Source organism: Methylobacterium nigriterrae, from assembly GCF_037106235.1.
In the GTDB taxonomy this organism is placed as follows: domain Bacteria; phylum Pseudomonadota; class Alphaproteobacteria; order Rhizobiales; family Beijerinckiaceae; genus Methylobacterium; species Methylobacterium nigriterrae.
Genome location: NZ_JBAWTG010000041.1, coordinates 23,126 through 49,445, shown reverse-complemented (window position 1 = coordinate 49,445; position 26,320 = coordinate 23,126). Strand labels below are relative to the sequence as shown.

At 66.5% G+C, this 26,320-nt stretch carries 17 protein-coding genes and 5 pseudogenes; 14 read left to right on the top strand and 8 right to left on the bottom strand.

What is annotated here, in order from left to right; all coding sequences use genetic code 11:
- Positions 1 to 106: 106 nt before the first annotated feature.
- The 5 genes and pseudogenes from WDW90_RS20250 to WDW90_RS20230 all read right to left on the bottom strand — a co-directional run.
- Positions 107 to 496 (bottom strand): annotated as a pseudogene (locus WDW90_RS20250) (winged helix-turn-helix domain-containing protein); the annotation flags it as partial.
- The gene (locus WDW90_RS20245) at positions 493 to 1,200 is read right to left on the bottom strand and encodes an HWE histidine kinase domain-containing protein (protein ID WP_336489268.1); all 708 of its coding nucleotides are present in this window, start codon (positions 1,198 to 1,200) and stop codon (positions 493 to 495) included. The pseudogene WDW90_RS20250 and the gene WDW90_RS20245, both read right to left, overlap by 4 nt.
- Positions 1,201 to 2,005: 805 nt before the next feature.
- Positions 2,006 to 3,247 (bottom strand): right-handed parallel beta-helix repeat-containing protein, encoded by a 1,242-nt coding sequence (locus tag WDW90_RS20240; RefSeq protein WP_336489267.1) that lies wholly within the window; start codon positions 3,245 to 3,247, stop codon positions 2,006 to 2,008.
- A 56-nt stretch (positions 3,248 to 3,303) separates the two neighbouring features.
- The gene (locus WDW90_RS20235; RefSeq protein ID WP_336489266.1) at positions 3,304 to 4,572 is read right to left on the bottom strand and encodes a polysaccharide biosynthesis/export family protein; all 1,269 of its coding nucleotides are present in this window, start codon (positions 4,570 to 4,572) and stop codon (positions 3,304 to 3,306) included.
- 128 nt (positions 4,573 to 4,700) lie between these two features.
- Positions 4,701 to 5,498: a sugar transferase gene (locus tag WDW90_RS20230; RefSeq protein ID WP_431311084.1), complete on the bottom strand. Its 798-nt coding sequence runs from the start codon at positions 5,496 to 5,498 to the stop codon at positions 4,701 to 4,703.
- A gap of 330 nt (positions 5,499 to 5,828) precedes the next feature.
- Here WDW90_RS20230 and WDW90_RS20225 point away from each other — a divergent pair, with 330 nt between their 5' ends.
- From WDW90_RS20225 to WDW90_RS20195, 8 genes and pseudogenes are all read left to right on the top strand, one after another.
- Positions 5,829 to 6,557 carry a sugar phosphate nucleotidyltransferase gene (locus WDW90_RS20225; protein WP_336489265.1) on the top strand — a complete coding sequence of 243 codons (729 nt, stop codon included), beginning with the start codon at positions 5,829 to 5,831 and terminating at the stop codon, positions 6,555 to 6,557.
- Between the two features lie 52 nt (positions 6,558 to 6,609).
- On the top strand, positions 6,610 to 7,794 hold the full coding sequence (locus WDW90_RS20220; RefSeq protein ID WP_336489264.1) for a DegT/DnrJ/EryC1/StrS family aminotransferase: 1,185 nt from the start codon (positions 6,610 to 6,612) through the stop codon (positions 7,792 to 7,794).
- 157 nt (positions 7,795 to 7,951) lie between these two features.
- Positions 7,952 to 9,049 (top strand): annotated as a pseudogene (locus WDW90_RS40765) (asparagine synthetase B family protein); the annotation flags it as partial.
- Between the two features lie 20 nt (positions 9,050 to 9,069).
- The gene (locus tag WDW90_RS20215; protein WP_336489271.1) at positions 9,070 to 9,312 is read left to right on the top strand and encodes an asparagine synthase-related protein; all 243 of its coding nucleotides are present in this window, start codon (positions 9,070 to 9,072) and stop codon (positions 9,310 to 9,312) included.
- 245 nt (positions 9,313 to 9,557) lie between these two features.
- A complete protein-coding gene (locus WDW90_RS20210) occupies positions 9,558 to 10,853 on the top strand; it encodes a glycosyltransferase family 4 protein (protein ID WP_336489263.1) in 1,296 nt (431 codons plus the stop codon).
- Between the two features lie 118 nt (positions 10,854 to 10,971).
- Positions 10,972 to 12,399 carry a nucleotide sugar dehydrogenase gene (locus WDW90_RS20205; RefSeq protein ID WP_336489262.1) on the top strand — a complete coding sequence of 476 codons (1,428 nt, stop codon included), beginning with the start codon at positions 10,972 to 10,974 and terminating at the stop codon, positions 12,397 to 12,399.
- Positions 12,400 to 12,401: 2 nt separating this feature from the next.
- Entirely contained in the window at positions 12,402 to 13,391 is a 990-nt protein-coding gene (locus WDW90_RS20200) for an NAD-dependent epimerase/dehydratase family protein (protein WP_336489261.1), read from the top strand.
- A gap of 57 nt (positions 13,392 to 13,448) precedes the next feature.
- Entirely contained in the window at positions 13,449 to 14,162 is a 714-nt protein-coding gene (locus tag WDW90_RS20195; RefSeq protein ID WP_336489260.1) for a class I SAM-dependent methyltransferase, read from the top strand.
- Positions 14,163 to 14,269: 107 nt separating this feature from the next.
- On the opposite strand, the pseudogene WDW90_RS20190 reads toward WDW90_RS20195, so the two are convergent.
- Positions 14,270 to 14,536: pseudogene (locus WDW90_RS20190) on the bottom strand (Na/Pi cotransporter family protein); the annotation flags it as partial.
- A gap of 406 nt (positions 14,537 to 14,942) precedes the next feature.
- Between WDW90_RS20190 and WDW90_RS20185 the strand changes: the two are divergent.
- The 3 genes from WDW90_RS20185 to WDW90_RS20175 all read left to right on the top strand — a co-directional run bounded on the left by WDW90_RS20185 (position 14,943) and on the right by WDW90_RS20175 (position 18,001).
- Complete coding sequence (locus WDW90_RS20185) at positions 14,943 to 15,998, top strand: asparaginase (RefSeq protein ID WP_336489259.1); 1,056 nt, start codon at positions 14,943 to 14,945, stop codon at positions 15,996 to 15,998.
- 97 nt (positions 15,999 to 16,095) lie between these two features.
- A complete protein-coding gene (locus WDW90_RS20180) occupies positions 16,096 to 17,565 on the top strand; it encodes an MmgE/PrpD family protein (RefSeq protein WP_336489258.1) in 1,470 nt (489 codons plus the stop codon).
- A gap of 118 nt (positions 17,566 to 17,683) precedes the next feature.
- Positions 17,684 to 18,001 carry an ArsR/SmtB family transcription factor gene (locus tag WDW90_RS20175; protein ID WP_336489257.1) on the top strand — a complete coding sequence of 106 codons (318 nt, stop codon included), beginning with the start codon at positions 17,684 to 17,686 and terminating at the stop codon, positions 17,999 to 18,001.
- Between the two features lie 308 nt (positions 18,002 to 18,309).
- Here WDW90_RS20175 and WDW90_RS40760 read toward each other — a convergent pair.
- A pseudogene (locus WDW90_RS40760) lies at positions 18,310 to 18,507 on the bottom strand (DUF6894 family protein); the annotation flags it as partial.
- 54 nt (positions 18,508 to 18,561) lie between these two features.
- Positions 18,562 to 18,855 (bottom strand): annotated as a pseudogene (locus WDW90_RS20170) (helix-turn-helix domain-containing protein); the annotation flags it as partial.
- Between the two features lie 531 nt (positions 18,856 to 19,386).
- Between WDW90_RS20170 and WDW90_RS20165 the strand changes: the two are divergent.
- The 3 genes from WDW90_RS20165 (at position 19,387) to WDW90_RS20155 (ending at position 26,296) form a co-directional block, all read left to right on the top strand.
- Positions 19,387 to 21,138: a type I secretion system permease/ATPase gene (locus WDW90_RS20165; protein ID WP_336489256.1), complete on the top strand. Its 1,752-nt coding sequence runs from the start codon at positions 19,387 to 19,389 to the stop codon at positions 21,136 to 21,138.
- Positions 21,139 to 21,142: 4 nt separating this feature from the next.
- Entirely contained in the window at positions 21,143 to 22,519 is a 1,377-nt protein-coding gene (locus WDW90_RS20160; RefSeq protein WP_431311083.1) for an HlyD family type I secretion periplasmic adaptor subunit, read from the top strand.
- 171 nt (positions 22,520 to 22,690) lie between these two features.
- Positions 22,691 to 26,296 carry a hypothetical protein gene (locus WDW90_RS20155; RefSeq protein WP_336489255.1) on the top strand — a complete coding sequence of 1,202 codons (3,606 nt, stop codon included), beginning with the start codon at positions 22,691 to 22,693 and terminating at the stop codon, positions 26,294 to 26,296.
- The last annotated feature ends 24 nt before the right edge of the window (positions 26,297 to 26,320 follow it).

Here is a 26,320-nt window from a genome sequence, read left to right as displayed (position 1 = left end):
GCGCCGACCGCGAAGAGAAGCGCGTGACCTGCGGGAGCGATACATCCGGGACCGATGAGGATCAGGAGTAGCTTGCCTCACTGCCCCCAATCAGAGAGGGCTCCTAGCCGACACGGGCCTCATCTGAGAACCAGACCTCTACCGGCTTGCGGCCGGTGGCCCGCGTAATCTCTGTCAGGCGGGCCGGACAGTCATTTTAAAAAATTCCGCCGCCTGCAGATCCCGGGCGTAAAGGCGCGGGCGCGCTGAGAGCTTGCGAAACCCCATGGCGCCCAGGACGCGACTGAGCGTCTGCTCGGAGGCCGAGACGCCGTGGTCCTCCCACAGGATCTGAACCAGATCGACCAGGCGCCAGCGCACGACGCCGTGGGCCTGGCGTCGGGCCTTGCTCCACCATGGCCCGCAGCGCCTCGCATTGGGCCGCGTTCAGGCGCGGGCGTATACCGGGCGCCTTGCCGTCGATCGGGCCGTCAGGTCCCTGTGCGTTGAAGGCTAAGCCCGCCCGAGGCACGGCGCCTCATCGCCGGTGTTCGACAGGGCCGCCGTGAGAGTGTACCGGAATCCCTCGGGGGCAAAGTCGATTCGCGCTGTTCCGCCGACCACCGGATGGCCATCGACGCCCCCCAGCAAGAAGCTTCCGAAGCCTTGGCGCTCCGGGGCTCGCACTTGCGGACCATCGCGCTCCGACCACTCGAACGTGAATCCGTTCGCGCCGGACCGCTCCCAGCTGACCTCGACGCTCCCCTCCGGCACTGAAAGCGCGCCGTGCTTGATGGCATTCGTCCCAAGCTCATGAACAAGGATGGCGTAGGTTTCCGCTCGTGACGGAGAGAGACGAAGCCGCGCCCCCGTCATGTGCAACTGTCCCTTCTGAAGAAACGGAAGCAGCACTGCTCTCAGTAAATCCTTGATGTTGACGTCTTCCTGAGAGTTGCTCGCCAGCGCCATCGCGTCGCCGAGCGCCCTCAACCGTCTTTCGAGTGTGCTCTGGAATTCCGGGACGCTGGAGCAGGTTTGGCCAGAGAGCTTCACGATCGCAAGCACGACCGGGATGAAATTTTTGAGACGGTGGTCCGTCTCTCGGGCCCGAATCAGCAGGCGCTCTAGCTCTTTGTCCGCCACGGGGGCGATCTGGTCGGCCTGCGAAGCCTCATCCAGAAACAGGGTGGCGCCCAAGGATTGATTCTGAGTACAAATCATTGGCGGCGCCCCGACAACACGAGAGGGGTTATGGCAGCAACTTACAGCCACCAATCCCATCCACGAGGATATTCTGATTGGCACGCGGACGATCAGCATTAGCCCGAGAAGCAGAACTTCCTGCCAGTCACTCCGCTAATGAAGCATTCCCTCCGCGTCAGCAGTAGAGAACTCAGCAAAAAAGACTGGAACCACTACTGGCGCAACTAAGCTACTTGCTCAATTCGACCAAGCCGTTAAATCAGTCCGGTGCCCACGAAATCAGCTACGCTGCATCTGTCTGAGAGGCTTCGTACGACTGCAGAAACGGGGCGGTCAAGCTGCATTTTAACGCATACCACTAAATGGCAAAATGTGCCTAGATCAAAAGTATTAGCTCGCGATCGTAGTTTCTGCAAGGTACGCTGGCAGGCGTAACGGCCCTCGCGAAGGATTGCACGTCTTCTGGTCGGCAAAAGCATGCTCGACGGCAGCACGAACCTTCGACTTGCGCCGGTTCGCCCGTCGGATGTTCCAGCGCAACCCTGCGGGTCGCATCGTGCGGGATGGGCCACCGCTCCGGCGACGAACATACGGTCTGCCAGATCGGAGTGCTTGCGGCCTATGTCTCGGACCTGGGCCACGCCTTTCTCAGCGCTTATCGCCAAGCTTACGGGTGCCTTGGTCCATGCAGGAGATCCGGCGCGTGGCGATGCGGCTAGCGCAGCGGCGCCTTGAGCCCCTTTGCCCTTGCTTGGTCAGCCTGGCGGCGCGCCCACCAAGCCGCCGTTCAACACTCCCATCTCAGAAGGACGAAACGGTAGTGTTAGCGGACCCCGTTCCCGTCCCGACTGCGGATGAGGCTTTCCTCTGGCCGCCACTCGATGGCGCCCAGATCGGGCAAACCGCGGCGAGGAAGGCCCTCGAAGTCGGTAGCAGGGGCGCCAATCCGGGTCCCGGCGTCGATGGCCGGGGACCGGGGGCCGAGCCGCACATCGTTGGCGGCGCAGTTCACAAACTCGGGATCGGCGCTCACGTCACCGCTGTGGCGACCGCCGTTCTGCATATTCCAGTCGGTACCGTTCTGGAATACGAGATTGTTGGCGACCACGTTTTCAGGTCCGGTCCACCCCATTTCGCCGATGCCGTAGCCTGAGTTCTCATAGGCGATGTTGTTGATTACTATGATATGGTTGGCGGGTGCTGGCGTATTGTAGTAGTCGCCGGCACCAATCGCGATGGCGTACCCATTCCGATACACAGTGTTGTTGGCGATCGTGACCTCTCGCACATCATGCCATAAGGCGATCCCGATCGCGTTGGGGTTATCATGCACGATATTGTTGATGACCGAGCCAGTGCTTTGATGGTAGATGGCATTGACCCTCTCACTCGTCGCCGTCCCTATGCTGTGAACGCGGTTCCCGATCGCGTGTTGATCGACCTTTTTGTAGTAGCTGCCGCCCAGGACGATGCCGCCGCCGCCCTTGGCGTCGTTCGACCCGATCCTTAGAATGTGATGGACGGTGTTGCCGACGGCGGAGCTGTGGCTTCCCGTCAGGTACAGGCCGTTGCGACTGGCCGGGCTGTCCGTGCCGTCGATCTCGAAGCCTTGGATCGTGACGTAATCGCCGTCGCTCCGCCAGATAGCTCCAGTCGCACCGGACGGCCTGACCGCCGCCCCTCGGGGCTCGTCGGAGAGGAATCGGATGGGAGCGCGCTCATTCCCGTCCGCCCGGCTGTGGACAACCTCAGGGTATATTCCGGGAGCCACGTGCACGGTGGTGCCCGGGGTCGCCGCATCCGATGCCCTTCGGATGGTTCGGAACGGTGCCTCTGCGCTGCCCCGGCTGCCGTCGTCGCCATGCGGCGCGACGTAGAGGTGCCGCCCGCTCGTATCCGCCTCTGCTCTCATCCGCACGGTGGACGTGATCGTGCGCACGACGGCCGTGACGAGCCCTTCCGATTGCTCGACGTGACCGAGGAGGCCGGTACTCGCCAAGAGCCCAAGCAAGGTGATGGCGAGGACGAGGACTGGCGCTCGTCTGTGCGAAAGCCGAAGCCTCATCGACTTCTCCAGGCGGTTTGATGACGAACAAGGTGGCCCGGCGTCAGCACGGCTGATCAATGCTCGGCGACATCTGGCGAGTGCCGGGACCGAAGTGCGACCTCGATGACATCGCCGGGCTGGAGCTCCGAGTCCTCCTCAAGGCGCAGGTGCGCCCAGCCCTGGTCGCCCTTCCTGATCACCTCAATTTCCGGACTTCCGCCGCCAAGAAGCTGCGATCGCAGCTCGGCGCTGTATGTGAGCTTCTGACGGACGCTATCGAGCCGCGCACGAAGCGCCACGATCCGTACGTTCGCTCTCGCCAGGCCTCGTATAAGGTCAAGCCGGTGCTGATCGTCGATGCTCGCGAGTCTTCGCTTGAGCTCCTCCTGCTCGCGCCCTACGCTGGTGATTTGCGCCACGGTCTGCAGCAATGCGGTCGTGGAATACAGCAAGGATCTCCTCGCCTCCAGAAAGCGTGTGGTCGGAACCATGCCCCTCTTCTGCAGCTCCCTCACATCCTCGAGGTCCTTACTGTCGGCTTTGGAGCCCTCGATCGACTTCTCCTGCTGTTGGGCCAAGACATCAAGTTGTTGGTCGGAGAGCTCAAGCGCTCGGCCGACTGCGTGCTTCTCGTTTCTCACCATGGCTTCGCGTGTGTTCTGTTGCCCGGTCTCGAGCTTCACCAGTTCGGACACGAAGCCTGCCGGAAGCGCCATGTCAGGCACGTTCAATTCGGGAGCGGGCTTCTGAGCCAATTCGGCTTGGAGGCGTCGCGCGGTGAGCGTCTCGCGCGCCAGTTCAGCGGATACCGACACTTGTTCCGCGCGTAAGTCAGCGGCCTCCATCACCGGATTGTTGAGCCTGAATCGAACGAGGTCGTATCCCCCGCCCAGCGCCACCGCCTGCCGAACGGTCAACCCGGGCCGGTATCTCAGCTCGCCCGGCTTGGAGACATCCCCGTTGAGGTAGACCGGACGATATTCCACGACCTCGACCGTGACTTCGTCCGGAAGGATGTTGAGGACGTTTTCGCGGCCGTCCACGGTCCTCTGGCGGAAAATCTTGGCCGCCATCGCCTCGCGGACCTTGGCGCCCAGTTCCGTGACGGACAGCCCGACCACGTTCATGCGCCCGATCAGTGCGAAACCGGCGTGTCCATCGCGATTTACAGTGACGCGCTGCCGTAGCTCCGGAACACCGAGAACTGCGACTTCGAGGACCTCGCCCGCTTCGATCCGGGATTCCGCGAGGCAGGCGCTCGTCCATGCGGCTGCCGTGAGACAGAGAGAGGCACAAGCCGCTCTCCGTGCCTCGCTCAAGGCTCTTCTGTAACGAGCTGTCATTGTAGCTCCTTCAACGGTGCCGGGACGGCCCCCGGGACGCCGGAGACGACCGGCGGTGGGGAGCCGTCCCCGGGCGCCCCTAGGTCCCGCGCGCCCGACCCCGTCAGCTCTCGCTGGCAGGCCGAAACCTATCTCGGTGGAACGAAGGACCGTTGCGTGACGCCGTCGAGTAGGGTTTCCACGCTTGTCGAGCCCGCCCCCTGTGTCGCGCCGATAGACCTCGCGAGATCCTCGTCCGATCGCGTCGGCGCCGCAAACGCGCCGGAGGGCAGCGCGGGGTGCAACTCGAGCACGGCCAAGGCGCCACGCAGTATCCAACCCAGATCTGTTAGGACGGTCCGGCTCCCGTAATACTCCAGATCGAGCCGTGCCTTCGCGGGGAAGAGGACGGTCCTGTAGAACCCGATTACGTCAGCGTCGCACGGTATCAGTGCGCTCTCGTTCCGAAAAGCCACCTGGCTCGGACCAAGGATCCCGGGCCTGTACTCGAGGACCCCCTTGAACTCGCCCTCGAAGCAATCGGCGAAGGCCAAGGTTTCCGGCCGAGGGCCCACGACGGACATGTCGCCCATCAGGACGTTCCAGAACTGCGGCAACTCGTCGAGCTTTGACGACCTTAACACGGCGCCGACCACCGTCAGACGCTCGTCGCCCTCCAGGGTGAGCGGGCAGCCGGCTGTTCCGCAGCTGTTATTGAGCTTACGGAACTTGTACATGCGGAAGTGACGTCCGTGCCTTCCGAGGCGGGTCTGCGCGAACAGGATCGGACGCCCGCTCTCGATCAAAATCGCGATCGCGATAAGGAGCATCAGCGGCGCGAACGCGGCGAGCGCGAGAGAGGCCACGCACATATCCAGGAGTCGCTGCGCATCGAAGCTCGGACCCGCACATAGGGATACGGTGTGGGCGCTGGTTCGTCTCCCCATGTGATCCTCACGGCTGCGCGGGGGGGGCGTGGACACACAATAACAGGACAAGTTCTATTCTTCGGGTCGGTCGGATATGGTGCGGATATGCAGAGAAGACGTGTCGCGTGTAGATTTACACTGCAAATGCGCCGGCTCGGTTGAGCCCGGAGGTGACCGCTCTCCCTCCGTGAACCCCGTGTGCCGGCTCGGGTTCGATGTAGGCATGGGACTACACGCCTGTAAACGGGTTCGTTCAGTCCTAGTGCGTGTGGTGTAGTCCCCTCGAACGATTTGACACACAGGGCCTGCTGGTGCCTTTTCCGGGCACCAACTACAGGTGAGATTGAGATGATGAAGGCTGTCATCCAGTCCGGCGGCATGGGCACTCGCCTGATGCCATACACCATGGTCCTTCCTAAGCCGCTGATGCCGGTTGGATCGAGCCCGGTTCTTGCACTCTTGTTGCGGTGGCTGAGGCGAAATAACATTCGGGAGGTCTGGATCACGACCGGATACCTTGGCTCACTGATCCGTACGTTGATCGGCGACGGCAGCCAATGGGACATGCAGATCCGTTACACCAGCGAGCTCCAGCCTCTGGGAACCGTCGGGGCGCTCTCACTCCTCGCCGACAAGCTCGACAGCACGTTCCTGGTCATCAACGGCGATGTGCTGACAGACCTCAACCTCAGCGCATTGGCGGCCTTCCACCACAGCCAGAATGCGGTCGTCACGGTAGGCACGGTCACCCGAACGCTCAGAATGGATTTCGGCGTGATCGAGCAGTCGGACGGGCGTATCACCCACTTCCGGGAGAAGCCTGTGCTCAGCCATACGGTCAGCATGGGCCTCTACTGCATGGAGCCGAGCGTTTTGCGGTATATTCCGTCCGGAGTGCCGTTCGGATTCGACGATCTGATAGCGTGCATGCTTGAGGAGCGAGTCCCGGTTTCTGCATTCAGGCACGACGGACTCTGGCTCGACATTGGTCGTGTGGACGACTTCCGGAAGGCGCAGGAGCTCTCCTGGGACGACCAGCCGCCGGCCTACGACACAGTTGCCATCGCGGCCGCGTAGTTCGGCCTCGACGCCGCGATCCGTCCCCGGTCAAGCCTCGTCGGAGAGCGCGATGTTGATGGTTGCTGGTCCCGTTCTCGGGAGTGAAGAGAAATCGGCGCTCGCGAGTGTGGTGGATTCGGGTTGGATCACCATGGGAGAGCGTGTCCGCGAGTTCGAGCGCGAGTTCGCGAGAGCGCATGGGGTGAAGGACGCCGTCGCCGTCAGCTCTTGCACCTCCGGCCTCCACCTGGTCCTTTTGGCACTGGGGATCGGGCCGGGCGACGAGGTGCTGGTGCCGTCCATGACCTTCGTCGCGACGGTCAACTGCATCGTGCATGTCCGCGCGAAGCCAGTCTTCGTCGATATCGAGGCCCTGGACCGCCCCGTCATGTCCAGGGACGACGCAGCGCGGAAGTGCACCGATCGAACCCGGGCGGTGATCCTCGTCCATTATGCAGGCTACGTGTTGGATCGGGACGACTGGCGCGAGTTCGCCCGAAGTCGTGGCCTGAGGCTGATCGAGGATGCGGCCCACGCGGCCGGAGCCACAGGTGCCGGCCCCTTCGGCGACGCGGCCGCGTTTAGCTTCTACGGCAACAAGAACATGACCACCGGCGAAGGCGGCATGGTCGTCGCGGAACAGCCGGACGTCCTTGACCGTATCCGCACCATGCGCAGCCACGGCATGACGGCCGGGACTTTCCAGCGGACCATGGCCCGTAATTCCGGCTACGACGTGACCGCGATCGGCTTTAACTGCCGCATGGATGAGTTCCGTGCGGCGGTGGGCCTCGTACAGCTGCAGCGCCTCGGGGATTGGAACCGGACGCGCGAACAGCTAACTCGGCTCTATGTCGAGCGGCTGGATCCGGAAATCTTGATTCCGTTCACGCAGGATCTCGCGCGCAACGCGCCGTCAGCCTACCACATTATGCCGATCGTGCTGCCGGAAGGCGTTGATCGACGGCAGGTCGTGGATCACTTACGCGCCTTGGAGATCCAGACCACGATGCACTATCCGCCGGTGCACTCGCTCTCGGTGTATCGGAATCTGTTCAAGGGCGTGACGTTACCGGTAACAGAAGAGTTCGCCGGGCGCGAGCTGACGGTCCCTCTGCACCCGGGCATGGAGCCGGACGACGTGCAGCTGGTCGCATCGGCGCTCGACGGAGCGCTGAGCCGCACGGGGAAACGCCCCGGGTCGCCGGCGCGAGCCACAATGCAGTCGGACCCGGTCCTTGTATCCAGCGTCTAGCAACTCGCCCTTTGGATCCACCGCTCACGGAGAAGATCAGGGGAGGCCATGCCCGGCTCGCTCCGAGAAAGGCTTCCGGCCCCCGGCGACCGGCCCGGCGCTCGCGGCACGTGGTGGCTCCGCGGCCGCTCGAACACTCCGACCGGGGAGACATAGCGTGTGCGGGCTGTTCGCCTCCGTCGGCTTTCCTCCCGATCGCCCATGCATCGACGTCGGGTCGCAGCGGGGACCTGACGGCGAGGGGTGGCGCGAGTTCAGGTCCCCCGCCGGCCCGGTTGCGCCGGGCCAACGTAGAATGGCGATCATCGACCTCTCCGAAGGAAGCCTCCAGCCGGTCGCGGGCCGGTCGCATCGCCTTCCCCCTGTCTTCAATGGCGAGATCTACAATCATCCCGAGCTTCGCGAGACGCTGGAAGCGCAGGGGCATATCTTCCTGACGGAAGGCGACGGCGAAGTCTTGCTCGCGGCGTATCGGGCGTGGGGAGAGGCTTGCCTTGATCCCTTGCTCGGCAAGTCTGCCTTTGTCGTCTGGGACGACGCGCGGAAGCGGATGTTCGGCATTGAGCTGCTCTACATGCCAGCGAACTCCCACGGCGTCCCATTCGCGTCCGAGATCAAGCAGCTCCTGCGATTGCCGGATACCAGGGCACGGATAAATCTCGCCGAGGTTCGAGACTATCCAGCCTCAGGTTCCAGTGATCACACCGCGGAAACGATGTTCGACGGCGTGCTCCGCGTATTGCCGGGGCATTGCATCACCGTGGACGCGTCGAAAGGGTGGCGCTGGCGCTACGGCGACCGGCGCCGGTACGCACGTCCCCGGTATTCGAACCTGCACCTCTCGAAGGACGACGCGGCTGATCGCGTCTGCGAACTCCTCACAGACGCCACTCGGATGCATCTCCGTTCGGATGTGGCTGTCGGATCTAGTCTCTCGGGCGGGCTCGACTCGTCCTCCATCGTTTGCCTGATGGCTGACATGCTGAGCCTGGAGTGCAACGGCGCACGCGTGAACTCCGTCTCGGCTTGCTACTCCGATAAAAGCGTCGGCGAGAAGCCGTTAAGGGAAGCGGCCGCGTCTAGGACGGGGGCTCGACCGATCTATGTCTGTCCCAGGCCTGACGATCTATTCGACAAAGCAGGGGACCTCGCGTCGCACCAGGACGAGCCGTTCGGATGGAGCTCGGTCTTCGCGCGGTGGTCCGTTTCCAGGGTGGCGCGCGAGGCGGGCATTGAAGTGATGCTCGACGGCCAAGGAGCCGACGATCCACGAACCTGCAGAAGCTGCTGCACTGGGAGGACCGGAACGCGACGGCGCACTCCATCAAGGTCCGGGTCCCATTCCTGGATCACCGGCTCGTCGAGTTCAGCCTCGCTCTCAAGAACGACCACAAGATCATGCGCTCCGATACGAAGTGCGTCCTGCGGCGGGCGAAGGCGATCATCCCATCCGCTGTCGCCGAACAGCGCGACAAGCTGGAGTTCGTCACTCTGGAACAGAGTTGGTTCCGGCCCTGATTGGCGCCACCGGTGCTGCAAGGAGTGGAAGCACCACTTCGACCCTTTCCGGCGCTCGTCAACCCGACACAGACCCGCTGCCTCGTGCACGAGATGCTCGATCGCCGCCGCCAGGCCGATTTCACCCCATGGCGCATCGTCAATCTCAGGATCTGCGGCAAGTGTTTCGGGGCCAACCCTTCAGGGAAGCCGTCCCATGAAGTCCTCGCTCAACTCGTTCTGGACGCTCCGGTGAGGTCACCTCCGTGAACATACTTCTCATCGATCACTATGGCGGATCCGAAAGCATGGGCATGGAGTATCGCCCTTACTATCTTGGCCGCGAGTGGGTCGCCGGAGGGCACCGCGTGACCATCGTCGCTGCGAGCTTCTCCCATCTACGTAAGCGGCAGCCGACGGTCGACTCCGATCTGATCTCCACCGAGGAGGAGGGGGTTCGCTTCCGCTGGGTGCGGACCGGCCGGTACCGAGGCAACGGGCTGGGTCGGGTCGGCAATATGCTGACCTTCGTGTCGAAGCTCTACGCCTTCGCGGATCGCATCGCGCGTGAGGAGCGGCCGGACGTGGTGATCTGTTCCTCCACATACCCGCTCGACATCTACCCAGGGGCTCGAATCGCCGCACGGTGCGGAGCCCAACTCGTCTTCGAGGTGCATGACCTGTGGCCCCTCACACCCATGCTGCTGGGCGGGTACTCGGCCGCCCATCCCTATATCCGGCTGCTCCAGCGCGCCGAAGACTGGGCCTATCGCCGTGCGGACAAGGTCGTGTCGATCCTGCCGCTCGCCTCCAGCTACATGACTGGCCGCGGGATGGCTCCCTGCAAGTTCGTGCACATCCCGAACGGGGTTCGGGTTGCCACACTGCAGGAGGGAGGCGAGGGCCTGCCGCTCCCGGAAACGGTGGTGAGCCGGATCCGGCAGGAACGGGAGCGCGGCCGCTTTCTCGTCGGATATGCAGGCGGGATGAACGATTCCAACGCCGTGGCGATGATCGTCGAGGCCGCATCGCTCCTGGCGTCCGAGCCGCTTACCTTCATCCTAGTAGGGGAGGGAGTGAATACCCACGCCTTGGCGGCCGCTGCGCAGAGCAGGTCATTGACGAATTTCCACCTCATGGGAGCGATCCCGAAGCAATCAGTCCCGAAATTCCTTGCCGAGATGGACGCGCTTACGATGACCTGGTGGCGCAGCCCGCTCTACCGGTACGGCGTGTCGCCGAACAAGATCTTCGATTACATGCTGGCGGCGCGTCCGATCGTGCAAGCTTGCGACGCAGCGAATGATCTGGTCACCGACGCCGGTTGCGGGATCACGGTTCCATCCGAGGACACCGCCGCCTACGCGGATGCCCTTCTCCGAATGTGTCGTATGCCGCTCGTAGAACGGATTCGGATGGGCCGGAGCGGCCGGCACTACGTCCTCGAGCGGCACGACTACAGGATCCTCGCCGCACGCTTCCTGTCAGCTTTGGCGGGGGCCTTGCGGACCGCGCCCGAGCCCGACAGCGTCGCGCTCAGCAACCCAGCGTCGGCGTCCTGATGCGCGCGCCCGAACTCCCGCGAAACGTCCCGCCGGCGCGCCGAGGCCCTTCCGGACTCTCGAATGCCGGAACACTGAGCCCGTCAAGGCTCGGCCATCAAGCTCACAGAGGCGCGCGATGAATGAGCACGTGATGCTAGCCCAGGCTTGCCCACACCCCTCGCAGACGCGACGTCAGCTCGTCTGCGTGCAGGGGCTGGGCTTCGTCGGCTCGGCCATGGCCATCGCGATCGCCAACGCCCGCGGACCCGGAGGTCCATTCTATGACGTCGTCGGGGTCGACCTGCCCACCGAAGCGGGGCGGCATCGGGTGGCCTCCATCGCCGAAGGCCGACTTCCCTTCGCCGGCGCCGACAAGATGCTCGGCCACGCTCTGGCCGAGGCGCACGCGGCGGGGAACTTAACCGCAACCTGCAATCCGGAGATCTTCAAAGAGGCGAATGTCGTCGTCGTCGATATCAACCTCGACATCGACTGGAGTGCGCCACAGCCGATCGTGCATTTCGACGCCTTGCAGCGAGCCGTCGACGACCTGGGCCAGCGGCTGCGCCCCGGCTCCCTAATCATCGTAGAGACGACCGTTCCGCCAGGCACCTGCGAGCGAGTCCTCGCACCTCGCCTTGCCGCCTCGCTGCGGACGCGCGGTCTGCCGGACAGCGCCATCCTGCTCGCGCACTCCTACGAGCGGGTTATGCCGGGGGCGGACTACTACAGCTCTATCGTCAACTACTGGCGCGTTTATGCCGGAACGACCTCCGAGGCGGCGGACGCATGCGAGTATTTCTTGAGCAACGTGATCAACGTCGCCGAGTACCCGCTCACCCGCCTCGCGTCGCCTACGGCTTCGGAGACGGCGAAGGTGCTTGAGAACAGCTTCCGTGCCGTGAACATCGCGTTCATGGAGGAATGGGGGCGCTTCGCCGAGGCGGTCGGGATTGACCTCTTCGATATCGTCGAGGCCGTACGCAAACGTCCGACGCATGCCAATATCCGGCAGCCCGGCTTCGGCGTCGGCGGGTACTGCCTCACCAAGGATCCGCTCTTCGGTGTGGTGGCCGCTCGTGCCATCTTCAGCCGCCCCGATTTGGCCTTCCCGTTCTCAAGCGAGGCGGTGCGGACGAATGCCGCCATGCCACTCCTTGCGCTGGCGAAAGTGCGCGAGCGGCTCGGCGGCTCGCTGAAGGGCAGCAGGATCCTCCTACTTGGCGTTTCGTATCGAGAAGACGTCGGCGACACCCGCTATTCGCCCGCACAAGTCTTCGTGGAGGCAGCCGAGCGGGAAGGGGCCGAGGTCACGACCCACGATCCGCTCGTGACGTACTGGCCCGAACTCGACCGGCCCGTCGAAAGCGAGCTGCCCCCCGCCAAAATGTTCGATGCGGTCGTGTTCACACAAGCTGCGCCCTCTTACCGGGCCATTGAGCTTGGGGAATGGCTCCGAGGCTCCGCGGCAGAGGTCATCGACGCGAACAACGTACTCACGCGGGAGCAGCGGCGCTCGGTTTCTGCCACAGGGTGCTCTTGCACCAGCATCGGAAGAGGTTGACCATGCCCAAGGCGCTCGTGACCGGCGGTGCGGGGTTCATCGGCTATCACCTCGCGCGCAAGCTCGCCGCCGATTTTGAGGTCGACATTCTCGACAATCAGCACCGCGGCGTTCGGGATAATGCCCTCGAGGATCTGCTCGCCAAGCCCGGGATCCGGATGCTGGGCCTGGATCTGTGCGACCCGGCAGTCGCGCGGGACATCGACAGAGACTACCACCTCATCTTCCACTTCGCCGCGATCATTGGTGTCCAGCACGTCCGGTCGAGACCCTACGAGGTCCTGACGAAGAACGTCGCCATGCTGAAGACGGCCCTTGAGATGGCGCGCCGCCAGCGGGCCCTGGAGCGCTTCTTCTTCGCCTCCACGAGCGAGCTCTATGCCGGCACTCTGCAGTTCTTCGGCATACCCGTCCCGACGCCCGAAGATACACCTTTAACTGCCGGGGACCTCGGCAATCCCCGCACTTCCTACATGCTGTCCAAGTTGTACGGGGAGGCGATGTGCCAGTTCTCCGGGACGCCGTTCACGATCGTGCGATTCCACAACATCTACGGCCCGCGCATGGGCCGCTCGCACGTCATTCCTCAAATCCTGGAGAAAGCCCACGGTCTGGGCCCAGGCGAGGCGCTCCAAGTCGCGAGTGTCGAGCACAGCCGGTCGTTCTGCTTCGTCGAGGACGCGGTCGAATACCTGACGCGCATGGCGGATCTGGCGGCTTGCTCCGGGAAGACCTTCAACGTGGGCACGGAGGGGCCCGAATTGCAGATCGGCGACTTAGCGCAGCTCGTGCTGTCGATCGTGGGCCGTGGGGCGCCCATTGTCGCGCTGCCTGCCGAGCCCGGCTCGCCTGCTCGGCGGGCGCCCGACATGAGCAGAGCGATCGAGGCGACCCGATACCGGTCTCAGGTCGACCTCGCAGCCGGGATCTCGCGGACCTACGAGTGGTATCGTGAGCACGTGTTCGCACGCGCGGAACTCTGCGCAGTGTGAAGGACCGGGATATCCTCGCCTCCACCAGCGGCTCACTTGCTCGAGAGGGAACCGTGCATGGTCAACGATCTCGATCGTCTCCGCACGGAATATGCCGATCGCGAGAAACGCTTGGCCGGGAGCGATCTCTACTCGCTCACAAATCCGGCCTGCCTGTTCATGTTCCAGCAGCGGCAGCGCGCGGTGCTGCGCCTCCTGCAGGCGGAAGGGTTCGGAGATCTCTCAAGGAGAACGGTATTAGAGCTGGGCTGCGGGACGGGGCGTGTCCTCAACGAATACATGGCCTTCGGAGCCGCCCCGGAGACGCTCCATGGAGTGGACCTCCTCCCGCACCGGTTGAAGGAGGCGAAGCGCTTGTTGCCGCACGTGGACCTGGTCTGCGCCGACGGCCAGCGGCTGCCTTACGCGGACGCCAGCTTCGATATCGTGCTGCAATATACCGCGTTCTCGTCTATCCTAGACGACAGCATCAAGGCCAACTTGGCGAGCGAGATGCTCCGGATTTTGTGTTCTGACGGACTAATCCTCTGGTATGACTTCTGGCTGAACCCAACCAATCCTCACACCAAAGGGATTCGTTCAAGCGAGATCCGGATGCTGTTCCCGGATTCCCGACTTCGGTTCCAGCGGATCACTCTCGCCCCACCCATCACTCGCCGCATCGCGCCTTGGTCATGGCTGACCTGCCACATTCTTGAGAGTCTCAAAATATTCAACACACATTACTTGGTTTCTATTCGGAAAGACAGGCTCGATCACACCAAGATCTAGCGGTACCTAGGCACTTCTGTCAGGCTGAGGTGTTGTCTCCCTGGTGCTGCGGGAGGCTGCGATGCCCGAGGCTCGTGATCGGCTCCAGGAGCTTGATGCGTGGCTGACATAACCGCAAGGGCCGGCACCAGGTCGACCATGCCGCCGGCCGCGAAGCCCGCCGTCATCAGCCCGGTCGCGGTGCTGCTCTGGAGGATGGCCGTGACGCCGATCCCGGCGAGGAACGCCGAGACACGGTTGCGCAAGGAGCTGCCGAGGACGGCGCGCAGTTCGGCGCCGAACGCACGCTGGATGCCCGTCTGCACCATGTGCGTGCCCCACAGGAGCAGCACGATGGTGCCCGCGAGATTGATCAGCGTGAATGAGAAGCTCATCCTCGATGTCCTCCCCCGAACAGCGCTCGCGATGGTCTACGCTCGGGCGGATAGGGTCGCACATTACTGTAAGCGTGGGACCTTCGAGGCCGCGGCGATCCTCCGAGCCCCGCAACCAACCGCCGTTCCGCGGGCGGATGTCCCGCCTGCGGGCGCGCTCGCGCGTCGAACAGGGCGAGCGGGAGAGCGCTGATTGGTTAGCCAGCTAATTCCATCTCTGCATCAGAATGTTGGCGTGAGCCATCCGAAAGTGCCAGGCCGCCGGGACGCGTGAAGGAGAACAATTTCGGGTTGATTTTTTTCGCATGAGGTCTGGACAGAGAGGGGGGCCTCGCCCAGGCATGAGCCGTCACACGCAGAATGCCCGGCCGGGAGAGTCCGGGCCCGTATCGGGAAGGATTGGGACATGGCGGGAACGATCCTGAGGCGGACGCTTGTCGGCCTCGCGGGTGCGGCATCGCTGGCGGGCTCCGTTGCCGCGGCGGAACTGCCCAAGATCGCCGTGGTCGCGACTGGCGGAACCATCGCGATGAAGCTCGATCCAACCACCCACGCGCCCGTGCCCGCGCTCTCGGGCGACGACCTCGTCGCGGCCGTGCCAAAGCTCAAGGACATCGCCGCCATCGCGGTGACGGAATTCAGCAACGTTCCGAGCGACTACATGGGGCCGGATCGCTGGCCGTCCTTGGTGCGCAAGCTCGACGAGATCCTGTCTGACCCCGCGATTCGCGGCGCCATTATCCTGCACGGCACCGACACGCTCGACCAGACCGCCTACTTCCTCGATCTGACGCTGAAGAGCGAGAAGCCAGTCGTGCTGGTGGGTGCCCAGCGCAACGCCTCCGACTGGGACGCGGACGGTTCGCGCAACCTCCTCAACGCGGCGCGCCAGATCCTGGCCGACGGATCGGCCGGCATGGGCGTGACGGTGACGCTCAACCACCACATCAACGCCGCCCGCGAGGTCCGCAAGACGCACACGAGCAACGTCGAGACCTTCAACTCCGGAGATGCGGGCGACCTCGGCTACGTCGACGAGGACCGGGTCGTGTTCAGCCGCAAGTCGCTGCGGCGCCAGACATTGCCGCTTCCGGAGCGGATGCCGCGCGTCGACCTCGTCTCGATGTATGCGGGCGCCGACGGCAGCCAGGTCCGGCACGCCGCCGAGACCGGCGCCGAGGCGATCGTGGTCGAGGCGTACGGCTGGGGCAACATGAACGCCGAGATGCACGACGCGATCGCGGAGGTGATCGGAAAGGGTGTGCCGGTCATCGTGGCGACGAAGGTCTACAACGGCCGGGCCCTGCCGGTTTACGGCTTCAAGGGCGGCGGCAACACGCTCCTCAAGGCAGGTGCCGTGTTCGCGGGCGACCTCACGCCCGACAAGGCCCGGATCCTGACGCTGATCGCGCTGCCGGGAACCAAGGACCGGGCGTCGCTGCAGGCGTTGTTTGACCGTTAGCCGCAGGACGGGCGCGGCTGCGGCCGGATCGGGCGCCGCCGCCTGAACCGACCGCGCTGCGGCCTGACCACGAAGGCAACATCTGGGAGTGAACGCCATGTCCACGATCGATCGTCGCTCACTCATCGGCGCAGCCGGGCTCACGCTCGCCGGCGGGGGCCTGACGCCCGCCGCCGGTGCCGAGGCGGCGGGGGCCAAGGAGGCCCCCGGACCGGCGAAGGCGACGCCGCCCGCGGTGACGCGCACGCTCGCCCGCTATGTCACCACCGCGCGCTACGAGGATCTGCCGGAGCCCGTGCGCAAGGAGGCGACGCGCACCTTCCTCAACTGGGTGGGCGTCGCCATCGGCGGCTCGCACCACCGGACGCTCGATGTGGCGGTGGCCGCCCTCGCGCCGTTCTCGGGTCCGGCGCAGGCCAGCCTGTTCGGGCGTGCGGAGCGCTTCGACATCATGAACGCCGCCTTCCTCAACGGCGTATCGAGCCACATCTTCGACTTCGACGACACGCACCTGAAGACGGTGATCCACCCGGCCGGGCCGGTCGCCTCGGCGATCCTCGCCTACGCGGAGATGAAGCCGATCTCGGGCCGCGATTTCCTCAACGCCCTGGTGCTCGGCGTCGAGACCGAGTGCCGGATCGGCAACGCGGTCTATCCGAACCACTACGATGTCGGCTGGCACATCACCGGCACGGCCGGGGTGTTCGGCGCTGCGGCGGCGGCGGGCCGGCTGATGGGCCTCGACGAACAGCAGATGGTCTGGGCGCTGGGGCTCGCGGCCTCGCAGCCGGTCGGGCTGCGCGAGTCGTTCGGCTCCATGAACAAGAGCTTCAATCCCGGCCGGGCCGCCGCCAATGGCCTCTTCGCCGCGATCCTGGCGGGCAAGGGCTTCACGAGCTCCGACGGGATGATCGAGGCCAAGCGCGGCTGGGCCAACACGATCTCGACCAAGCAGGATTACCGCGAGATCACCGAAGGCCTCGGCACGCGATACGAGACGCTTCTCAACACCTACAAGCCCTTCGCCTGCGGCATCGTCATGCATCCCGCGATCGATGCGGCCGTCCAGATCCGCGACGCGGAGCACGTCACGGCCGATCAGGTGCGCCGGATCGACCTCAAGGTGCATCCGCTGGTGCTGGAACTGACCGGCAAGACGGCCCCGCAATCCGGGCTGGAGGGCAAGTTCAGCATCTATCACGCCGTGGCGGTCGCGCTCGTCGAGGGTGCGGCCGGCGAGAAGCAGTTCAGCGATCGCGCCGTGCGCGACCCCGCGGTAATCGCGTTGCGCGAGAAGGTCGTGCCCGTCGTCACTCCGGGCATCGCGCCCGAGCAGGTCGAGATGAGCGTGACGCTCAACGACGGGCGCACCGTGCAGCGCCGCATCGTCCACGCCGTCGGGAGCGTCGAGAAGCCGATGAGCGACGCGGATCTCGAACGCAAGTTCAGGGATCTCGCCGAAGGCGTCATGCCGGATGCTCAGGCCCGGCGCGTCATGGAGATGTGCTGGCGGCTTCCCGAACTGCCGGATGTGGGCGATGTCGCCCGCGCCGGCGCGCAGGCATAGGCGCTCCCTCGGCGTCGGGGCTCAAGCGGCCCCCGATGCCGACGCGGGCTTGCGCGGGGATGGGCGGCCTGCCAGCATAAACCGGACGGTTGAACATAGGCATCACGGCCTGGACGACGTGTTCCATGCCCTCGCGCACCCGACCCGGCGCGCCATGGTCCGCCAACTCGCGTCCGGCCATCAGACCATCATCGAATTCGCCGAGCCCTACGCGATGTCGCTGGCTGCCGCCTCCAAGCACATCAGGGTGCTGGAAGGAGCCGGGCTCGTCAGCCGCGAGGTCGAGGGGCGCATCCATCGCTGCTCGCTCGACCGGCGTCCGCTCGTCGAAGCCTCCGAGTGGCTGCGCTCCTACACGGCCTTCTGGGAGGAACGCCTCGACGCGCCCGACAGGGTCCCGAGCGCCGGGGCCGGCCATGGCGATGACCGAGACTGACCTGCCGTCCTCGCCCGCGTCTCCGGGCGTCCTCCCCTGGCCGAGAATCTGTCTCGGCTTCTCCATCGCCTGATCGATGGTGAAGGCGGCCGCCCGCTGGCTTGCAGGGAATTCCTAGCCGCCCTCGGTGGCACCCGCCGGCGACGCGAGAGGCACGGCCGCCAGTCCGATCGCGTTCGCCTGCAGTGTTCGGGTTTGCGCGGTGCCCCGGTGCCCGAGTGCCGAGCCCGCTCGATCTGCGCGCAGCGGTGGCGTCATGGCCCGCCGCGTTCTTGAACGAGGTGCGCCGCCGAGGGCGCTCCCGAACCTCAGGCGAGTCCGATCGCCTGCATGAGATGGCCGGAAGCGTTCCGGATCTCGATGCACCACTGCCCGGCATCCGCGTCGAGCTCCCGCTCGGAGCGTAGCTCGTCGATCGCCGCCAGGATCTCGTCCTGCACCTCGTCGAGGCTACCTGCCTCGACCCCGACCGGATCCTCGATCACCGCATCGCCGCAGACGAGGTTGAAATGATAGCGCTGAAGACTCGGTCGCGGCGCGCCGGCCGTCCGGACGGGATCCTCGCCGAACAGGACGTCGTGGGTCATGGGGTCGTAGAATCGCATCAGGGTTTGCACGAAGTCCCTGGCGTCGACGCGGAGCGCCTCGGCCCATACGCGGTAGCGATCGGGCGGGATGCGCCCGCGTCCCGCCTCCAACTGCGAGATGAACGTGTAGTAATCCGCGCCGATCAGGCCCGCCAGCTGGCGCTGGGAGAGGCCGCGCGCCTCCCGCAACTCTCTCAGGAAGCGTCCGCCCTCGCGGCGCAGCTCCTGTACTTCGTCCAAGTCCAGGCGTTGATGATGCGCGTACACGAGACCTCGCTCTGCGCGGATAGCAAAGACAGGCGGATGTCAGTAGAGTAAAACTGCGTACAAAGTCGTTGTCCAGCCAAATTCCCCGTCGTGCGTTCGCAAACAGAACGATGGTACGTTCCAGGACGCATCAAGTGTCCGGGGGTGTCGTGCGGCGATATCGGTGTAGTATCTCCTGCAACACCTGAGCGCCGTTCAGCCAGGCAGATCCGGAACGCTGCCTGGATGCGTCGCGTGCGATGGCTGCGCCGTCGGCGCCGAGTCTGCGCGGAGTGTCCGCGCAGGCCTTCACCGCTGCACGCGATGTTCTGACCAGGATCTCGGATCCGCGTCAGGATATCTGCCGATGCGGACGATCACGACGATGAACGTCCGAGCTTCGTGAAGCCCGGGCCTGTCGTCGCACCATGGAGACTCGCCGAACCGAACAGAAGCCCTGGCGCCGGCCCCGTCGGTCCGAACGCCCGGTCCCGCCCCGATCATGCTCCCTCCTGTCGCCGCAGGGCTTGTTCCAGTGCAAGAATGGGCATCATGACCTCAAGCAAGGCTTCCTTGATATTGAGTCAGGGCGTTCGTTCGGTGATGCCCGCGCTCGTCACGGCGCTGATCTTCAGTCTCTTCATCAACATCCTGCTGCTCGTCGGCCCGCTCTACATGCTGCAGGTCTACGATCGGGTACTGGCGAGCCGCAACGAGATGACCCTGATCGGGCTCACCGTCATCGCGGCCTTCGCGCTCCTCGTCTACGCCGCGCTCGAGGCCCTGCGCGCGCGCGTGCTCGTGCGCGGCGGGGTCGCGTTCGATCAGCGGATCGCCGAGCCGATCTTCGGCGCCGTCCACCGGGGCAACATCCTGTGCCCGGACGCCGGGCACGGCCGCGCGTTGCGGGACGTCGACACGCTCCGGGAATTCCTGACCGGCCCCGGCCTGCTCGCCCTCTGCGACGCGCCGTGGACGCCCACCTTCCTGTTCATCTGCTTCGTTCTGCACCCCTGGTTCGGATGGATGACGGCCGCCGGCGGCGTCGTGATCCTGGCGTTGACGCTCCTCAACGAGCTGGCCACGCGGCGCGCGCTCGCGGCGGCGGCGCGGGCCGGGGCCTCGGCCGGGCAATGCGCCCAGGCGGCGCTCCGCAACGGCGAGGTGCTCCAGGCGATGGGCATGCTCGCGGCCTTCCGCAACCTCTGGAACGGTCGCCATCAGGAGGTGCTGGCCTGCCAGATGCGCGCGAGCGACCGTGCGGGCCTCATCGTCGCGCTCTCGAAGTTCGTCCGGATGTTCCTGCAGATGATGATCCTCGGGGCGGGCGCCTATCTGGCGATCCATCGCGAGATCACGGCGGGCTCGATGATCGCGGCCTCGATCCTCAGCGGGCGCGCGCTGGCGCCGATCGAAGTACTGGTGGCGAACTGGCGAGGCTTCTCGGCGGCGCGGGCCAGCTACGCGCGGCTGAAGCACCTCGACGCGGCGGCGTCCCCGCGGGTGCAGCGCCTCGCGTTGCCGCGTCCCCGCGGCGAGATCGAGGCCGAGAACCTGGTCGTGGCCGCACCCGGCAAGCGGATCCCGATCCTGCGCGGGGTCAGCTTCCGGCTGGCACCCGGCACGGTGCTGGGCGTGGTCGGGGCGAGCGCGGCCGGCAAGTCGAGCCTCGCCCGCGCGATGACCGGTATCTGGCAGGTCCATCGCGGGTCGCTCCGGATCGACGGGTCCGACCTGTCGCACTGGGACCCGCAGGCGCTCGGCCGCCATATCGGCTACCTGCCTCAGGACGTGGAGCTCTTTGCCGGGACCGTCGCCCAGAACATCGCCCGCTTCGAGGAGATCGACGCGGAGGCCGTGATCGAAGTCGCCCAGAAGGCGGGCTGTCACGAGCTGATCCAGGAACTCGACGACGGCTACAACACGCAGATCGGAGCGGGCGGCTACGTCCTGTCCGGCGGCCAGCGCCAGCGCATCGCGCTCGCGCGCGCCATGTACGGCAACCCGAGCTTCATCGTGCTCGACGAGCCGAACGCGAGCCTCGACGCGGCCGGGGACGAGGCGCTGATGCAGGCCGTGTCCGAGCTGAAGCGTCGGGGCACGACGCTGATGATCGTGACCCACAAGATGAGCATCCTGGCCGAGGCCGACCTCGTCATCGCGATGGAGGGGGGCGCCATTCTGGCGAGCGGTTCGCCCGAGCAGGTGATCCGCGGCCTCGCCCGGCCGCGGGCTGTCGCGAGCCTCTCCTACGAAGCTGCCGCCGAGCCACTCTACATCCCGCCGCAGCGGGCGGTCGGCTGAAGCCATGCTGCCGACTCTCGCCGCATCGCCGAGCCTGCCCCGATCCGTTCCGGCCGGCGCGATGCCGGATGCGGGGCCGAGACCCGCGTCCCTTCCGACCAGCACGTGGCGCAGGCCCGCGATCGCCGGCTACGTGCTGATCTTCCTGACCTTCGGGGTGATGGGCGTCTGGAGCACGGTCGCTCGGCTCGACCGCACCGTCGTCAGCCCCGGGATCATCAATGTGGAGAGCAGCCGGAAGGTCGTGCAGCATCTCGAGGGCGGCATGGTCCGGGAGATCCTGGTCAAGGAAGGGCAGACCGTCCGGCAGGGCGACGTTCTCCTGCGGCTCGACTCCCTGCAGTCGCGCGCGAGCGTCGACCTGTTCCAGGGTCAGCTCGACGCCGCCCTGATCCTGGAGGCTCGTTTGATGGCGGAGCGGGACCGCAAGAGCGGCCTCGACCTGCCGCAGGAGATCTCCGGTCGCCTCGCCGAGCCCAACGTCGCCCGCGTGATCAACGATCAGATGAACCAGCTCCAGGAGCGGCAAACGTCGCTGCGTGCGCAGATCGATCTCCTGGCCGCGCGCGTCACGCAGCTCAACACCGAGATCAAGGGCCTCGCGGTCGAGAAGGCCTCGGTGGAGGAGCAGGTCGGCTTCATCAACCAGGAACTGGCAGGTCTGCGCGCCTTGCGCGAGAAGAACCTCATCCCGCTCTCGCGCCTTCTCGTGATGGAGCGCGAGCGCACCCGGCTCGAAGGGATCATCGGTCGCTCGATGGCCGACGCCGCCAAGGCGCAGAACGGCATCGGAGAGGCGGGCCTGCAGACGGCTCAGATCAAGCAGAAGTTCCAGGAGGACGTGGCCGGCCAACTTCTCGAGGCGCGCCAGAAGATCTCGGAACTCCGCGAGAAGCTCTCCGTGGCGCAAGACATCTTCAAGCGGCTCGCGGTGACGGCGCCGCGCGGCGGCGTGGTGCAGGCGCTGAAGGTCTACACGGTCGGTCAGGTCATCCGCTCGGGCGAGCCCCTGATGGAGATCGTGCCGACGAGCGACCGGCTCGTCGTGCACGTGCAGTTCGCGCCCAACGACCTCGAGACGGTGCATGCCGGCATGCCGGCCGAGATCAAGTTCCCGACCTTCCACTCGCGCCGGATCCCGACGATCCTGGGCAATCTCGCGTCGGTCTCGCGCGACCGCCTGATCGACGAGGCGACGAAGCAACCCTACTTCCTCGGGATCATCGAGATCAGTGATCTCGAGGTCCCGGACACGGTCCGGCGCCGTCTCGTCGCGGGCCTTCCGGCCGAGATTATGATCACGACCGGCGAGCGCACGGCGCTCGATTACATGGTGGCGCCGCTGTTCGAGGCGATGGGCCGTGCCTTCCGCGAGCACTGATCCGGGTTCCGGTCCGTACGGTCCCGGCGGTTGCTTGGGCCCGGCATTCGGATCAGCATCGAGCCCGCGCACCCGTCCGCGACGGCGGATCGCCGACGCGGGGTGCTCCGACAGGGACTTTCGCGGCGCTCGTCCTTCGAGGAAGCTGGTCACTGGGGGTGAGGTGCGTCGATGAGTGCCGTCGTCTCGTTCTTCCGGCCCGCCCCGACGACGCGTGGACATTGGTCGCAGCAGGAGCTCGCCGAGTTCTACCGGGTCGAGGCCGCGCTGGTCCAAGCCGGGATGCGGATCACGAGCGAGTGCGGCGCGAGCGACGAGGAGGACCCCTGGTTCGTCTTCTGCCGGGCCGATGGCGACGCGATCATGCACTTCGCGCGGATCGACGGCTGCTACGTCATCGCCTCGGACGCGCTCGCATCGCCGCTGCGAGGGCCCGACTTCCGGGCCCTGCTCAACGAGATGGCGGCCCGCTACCCGACGCTCCTGCCGATCCCGAGCCCGAAGAGCGGAGCGCGGCTCGTCATCCACCCCGCCGCTCTGCTGGCGGCCATCATCGCGAGCGCGGCCTTCAGCCTCTGCTCGGAGGATGCCGTCGCCCACGAGTTGACCTCGGACGGGTTCGGCACGGCCTCGGGCGCGGACGCGAAGGACGTGACGCCGCAGGCCGGCATCCTGGACGCACCGACCCACCCGGTCCTGGCCAAGGCCGCGCCAGCGCGCGACGACGCGCCGGACGACACGCGCCGTCACGTCGACAGCATCATTCTGTCGGCGATGATGATCGCCGAGGGTGCCTTCGTGCTCGGCGACCTCAAGCACAAGCTGAATGCCGAACTGCTCTCGACGGACGAGGCATCCGAAGCGACCGCGCAGGCTGCGCGCGCCGATGCCTCCGCGTCCGCCTCGGCCCCAGCCCTCGATCGCGGCAGCGGGCACGGCCGCACCGCTGAGGCGGCCTCCGCCCTCCGGCCCGGTGCGGACTCGGCGGGCGAGCATACCGATAGTGCGGGGCCGGGCATGATGGGCGCCGTACCGGCCGGTCCGGCGGCGCACACCTTCCAGGATTTCGGCACGCTGACATCCACGAGCCTGCTGCAATTCCTGCAGCTCAGCCCCGGCAATCTCGGGGCGATCAAGGCCTCGGACGTCGGATCGAACTGGGCGCTGGTCGCGCGGTTCCATGCCGACAAGGGCGCTGCCCCTGTGCCCGTGGACGCGCCGAGCGCGTCGACGGCGCCGAGCGCCGCGACCGATCCGGCCCCGGCTACGACCCCGTCTTCCTCTGCCGCGAAGGCATCGAGCGTGCCCGAACACCGGGACGGGGCAAATGCCCCGACCGCGAGCGCGCCGTCGGCCGCATCGACGGCCGCATCCGCCGCCCAGGCGGCACCGGTCACCCAGAAGGCTGCATCCGACCCACTCGGTTCCACGACGGTCTCGAAGACCGCCGCCTCGCCGATCCCGGCGGTCACCACCGATGCGGGCGGAACCGGTACCGCCGTCCAGGCGACGACGGAGGCGTCGGCCGCTCCGGACGGTTCCGCGGCGAAATCCACGGCTTCGAGCTCGACGACGGGCGCAGGGACCGGCACGGCCCTGACCGCCAAGCTGAGCCCGCTGGTCGGCCAGGACAGCGCTGCCGGCTCGACCAGCACGGCGGCCTCCTCTCCCTCGAACAGCGTGGAGGTCGCCTCGGCGAAGGTCAGCGCGGCCGCCTCCACCGAAATCGTCGCGGCCCCGGCCACGACGACGAGTGCGGACGGAACGCATGTCTCGGCCACGCCGGTGGCGGGGACCGCCACGGCCCTACCCGCGAAGACCGCCGTGGCGGCCGTCGCCGACGGCACCACCCCTGCCGTGTCCGTGGCCCTCCCGACCGGAACCCCGCACCAGGTCACAGCCGCCGTGTCCCCGATCATGACGGCGTCCCCGGTCGCGGCAGTCACCGAGACGGTCGCGGCCGCGCCCCTGACTTCGCCGGCGAGCGTCGGAGGAACCGGCGTCGCGACCGTCCCGGCGACCACCTCGGCCGGGATGCCTCAACCTGCCGGAACCGGTGATGGGTCGGGCACCGCCACGGCGCAGACGGGCGCCGGCGCGCCCATGCCGGTCTCGACCAGCCCGTCGGCGGCCATCGATGGAACTGCCTCGCCCGTCGTGACGGCGACGGCGGCGGATGCCTCATCGTTCGCCGGCACCGGCTCTGCCCCCGAACCGGTTGCGATGCCCGCGTCCTCTTCGCCGACCGGGGCGGGTCCACAGGCCACAACCCAGCCTACGCCCGCTGCCGAGGCGCCGCACGGCCAGGCTGTTCCGATCTCATCGGCGCCGTCGGCTTCGACCGACGCCTCAGACAGTCCTGCGCCGGCCGCCAAGCCGCCCGCGGCAGCGCCGACCAAGACCGGCACCGTCGAGACGGCAATCGCTCAGCCGCCCGCATCCGGAGACGATGCGGGTTCCCATGTCTCGCATGGCGGCTCGGCACAGACGACGAGTGCCGGTTCGCACGGAACCACCGTGTCGGCCGCGGCGGACGTCCACACCCAGTCCGAGAACCAGCCGACGGTTCCGCTCGACGGCATTCCGGCTTCGGCCGCTTCTCAGACGGAACCGGCGAGCGTCCCGCATCCGGCCGGGCCCGGCGCTGCGCCCGAACCGATCGCGGCACCCATTGCCGCCTTGGCGGCCCCTGCAGGAGCCGCCGCGGATGCTCCGGACCATCCGGCCGCGGCAACGACCGGTCACGCAGCTTCGGCCGACTCGCCGGGCGATGCGCATGCATCCGGCGCGGGCGATGGGCCGGCGGTCTCGGCCGGCCTCCCGGCCGTGACGGCCGTATCGCACTCGGGGACCGGTGCAGACCACGATCACGGGCCGGCCGCGGCGCCCGCCATCGTGCAGGCCTCCACGACGGGAGGCGCCTTGGCGCCACCGAGCGCAACCGCCGAGACCGCGGCCGATCATGCGGGCTTGGCCGGCGGCCTCCACCCTGCCGATTCCGAGAGTGCAACCGGAGCGGCCCACGCGGACACGCCGTCGAGCGAGGCCGCGCACGCATCCGCGCATGACGGCGGGCCACCGAGCGCCATCGTCGCATCCGAACCGAGCGCCACGGCCGCAACGCCCGCCGAGACCGGACCCGGCGCGCAGGCGCCGGTCGCCGTCCTTGTCGCCGCGCCGGATCCGGGCGGCATCGCGACCGCACCCGCAGGCGGGATTGCCACCGCCTCGACCATTGCGGCACCCGGAGACACGCCGTCGGGCGAGAGTGCCGGCATCGCGAAGGAGACCCCGCCGGCCACCGCCGAGGCTTCCCCCGCCGCTGCCACGCCGAACGATGCCGCGCATCCGATCGGCGCGGGCGAGGCACTTGGCGGGGCACCTGGCGGGGTACCTGGCGAGGCACTCGATCTGGGCGTGCCGCCCGCCGCACCCGAGGCCGGAACCGCCCAGCCGGCGAACAAGCTGCCCCCACCCGGCGAGAGCGCAGCGTCACCAACCGGTCCCACCACCGATCCGGCCGGATCGGCCACGCCGAAAATCGAGTCCGCGTCGACGCCGGCGAATCCCGCGACGGGTCCCGTGCCGCCGAAGCCGCCGGGTCCCGACGCGGTCGCGGCGGTGTCGGAGAACGGCGAGCTCGTCTTCGGCGCGGATGCTCCACAGGACGATCCGGCGCATCCGGGCGGCTGGCTCGGCCTCCCGGACATGCAGGCCGACGTCAAGCTGGTCGGTATCCCGACCGATCTCCACGGTCTTCATCCGGGCTTCACCTGAGACGCCGCCCGGCCCTGCGGCCTG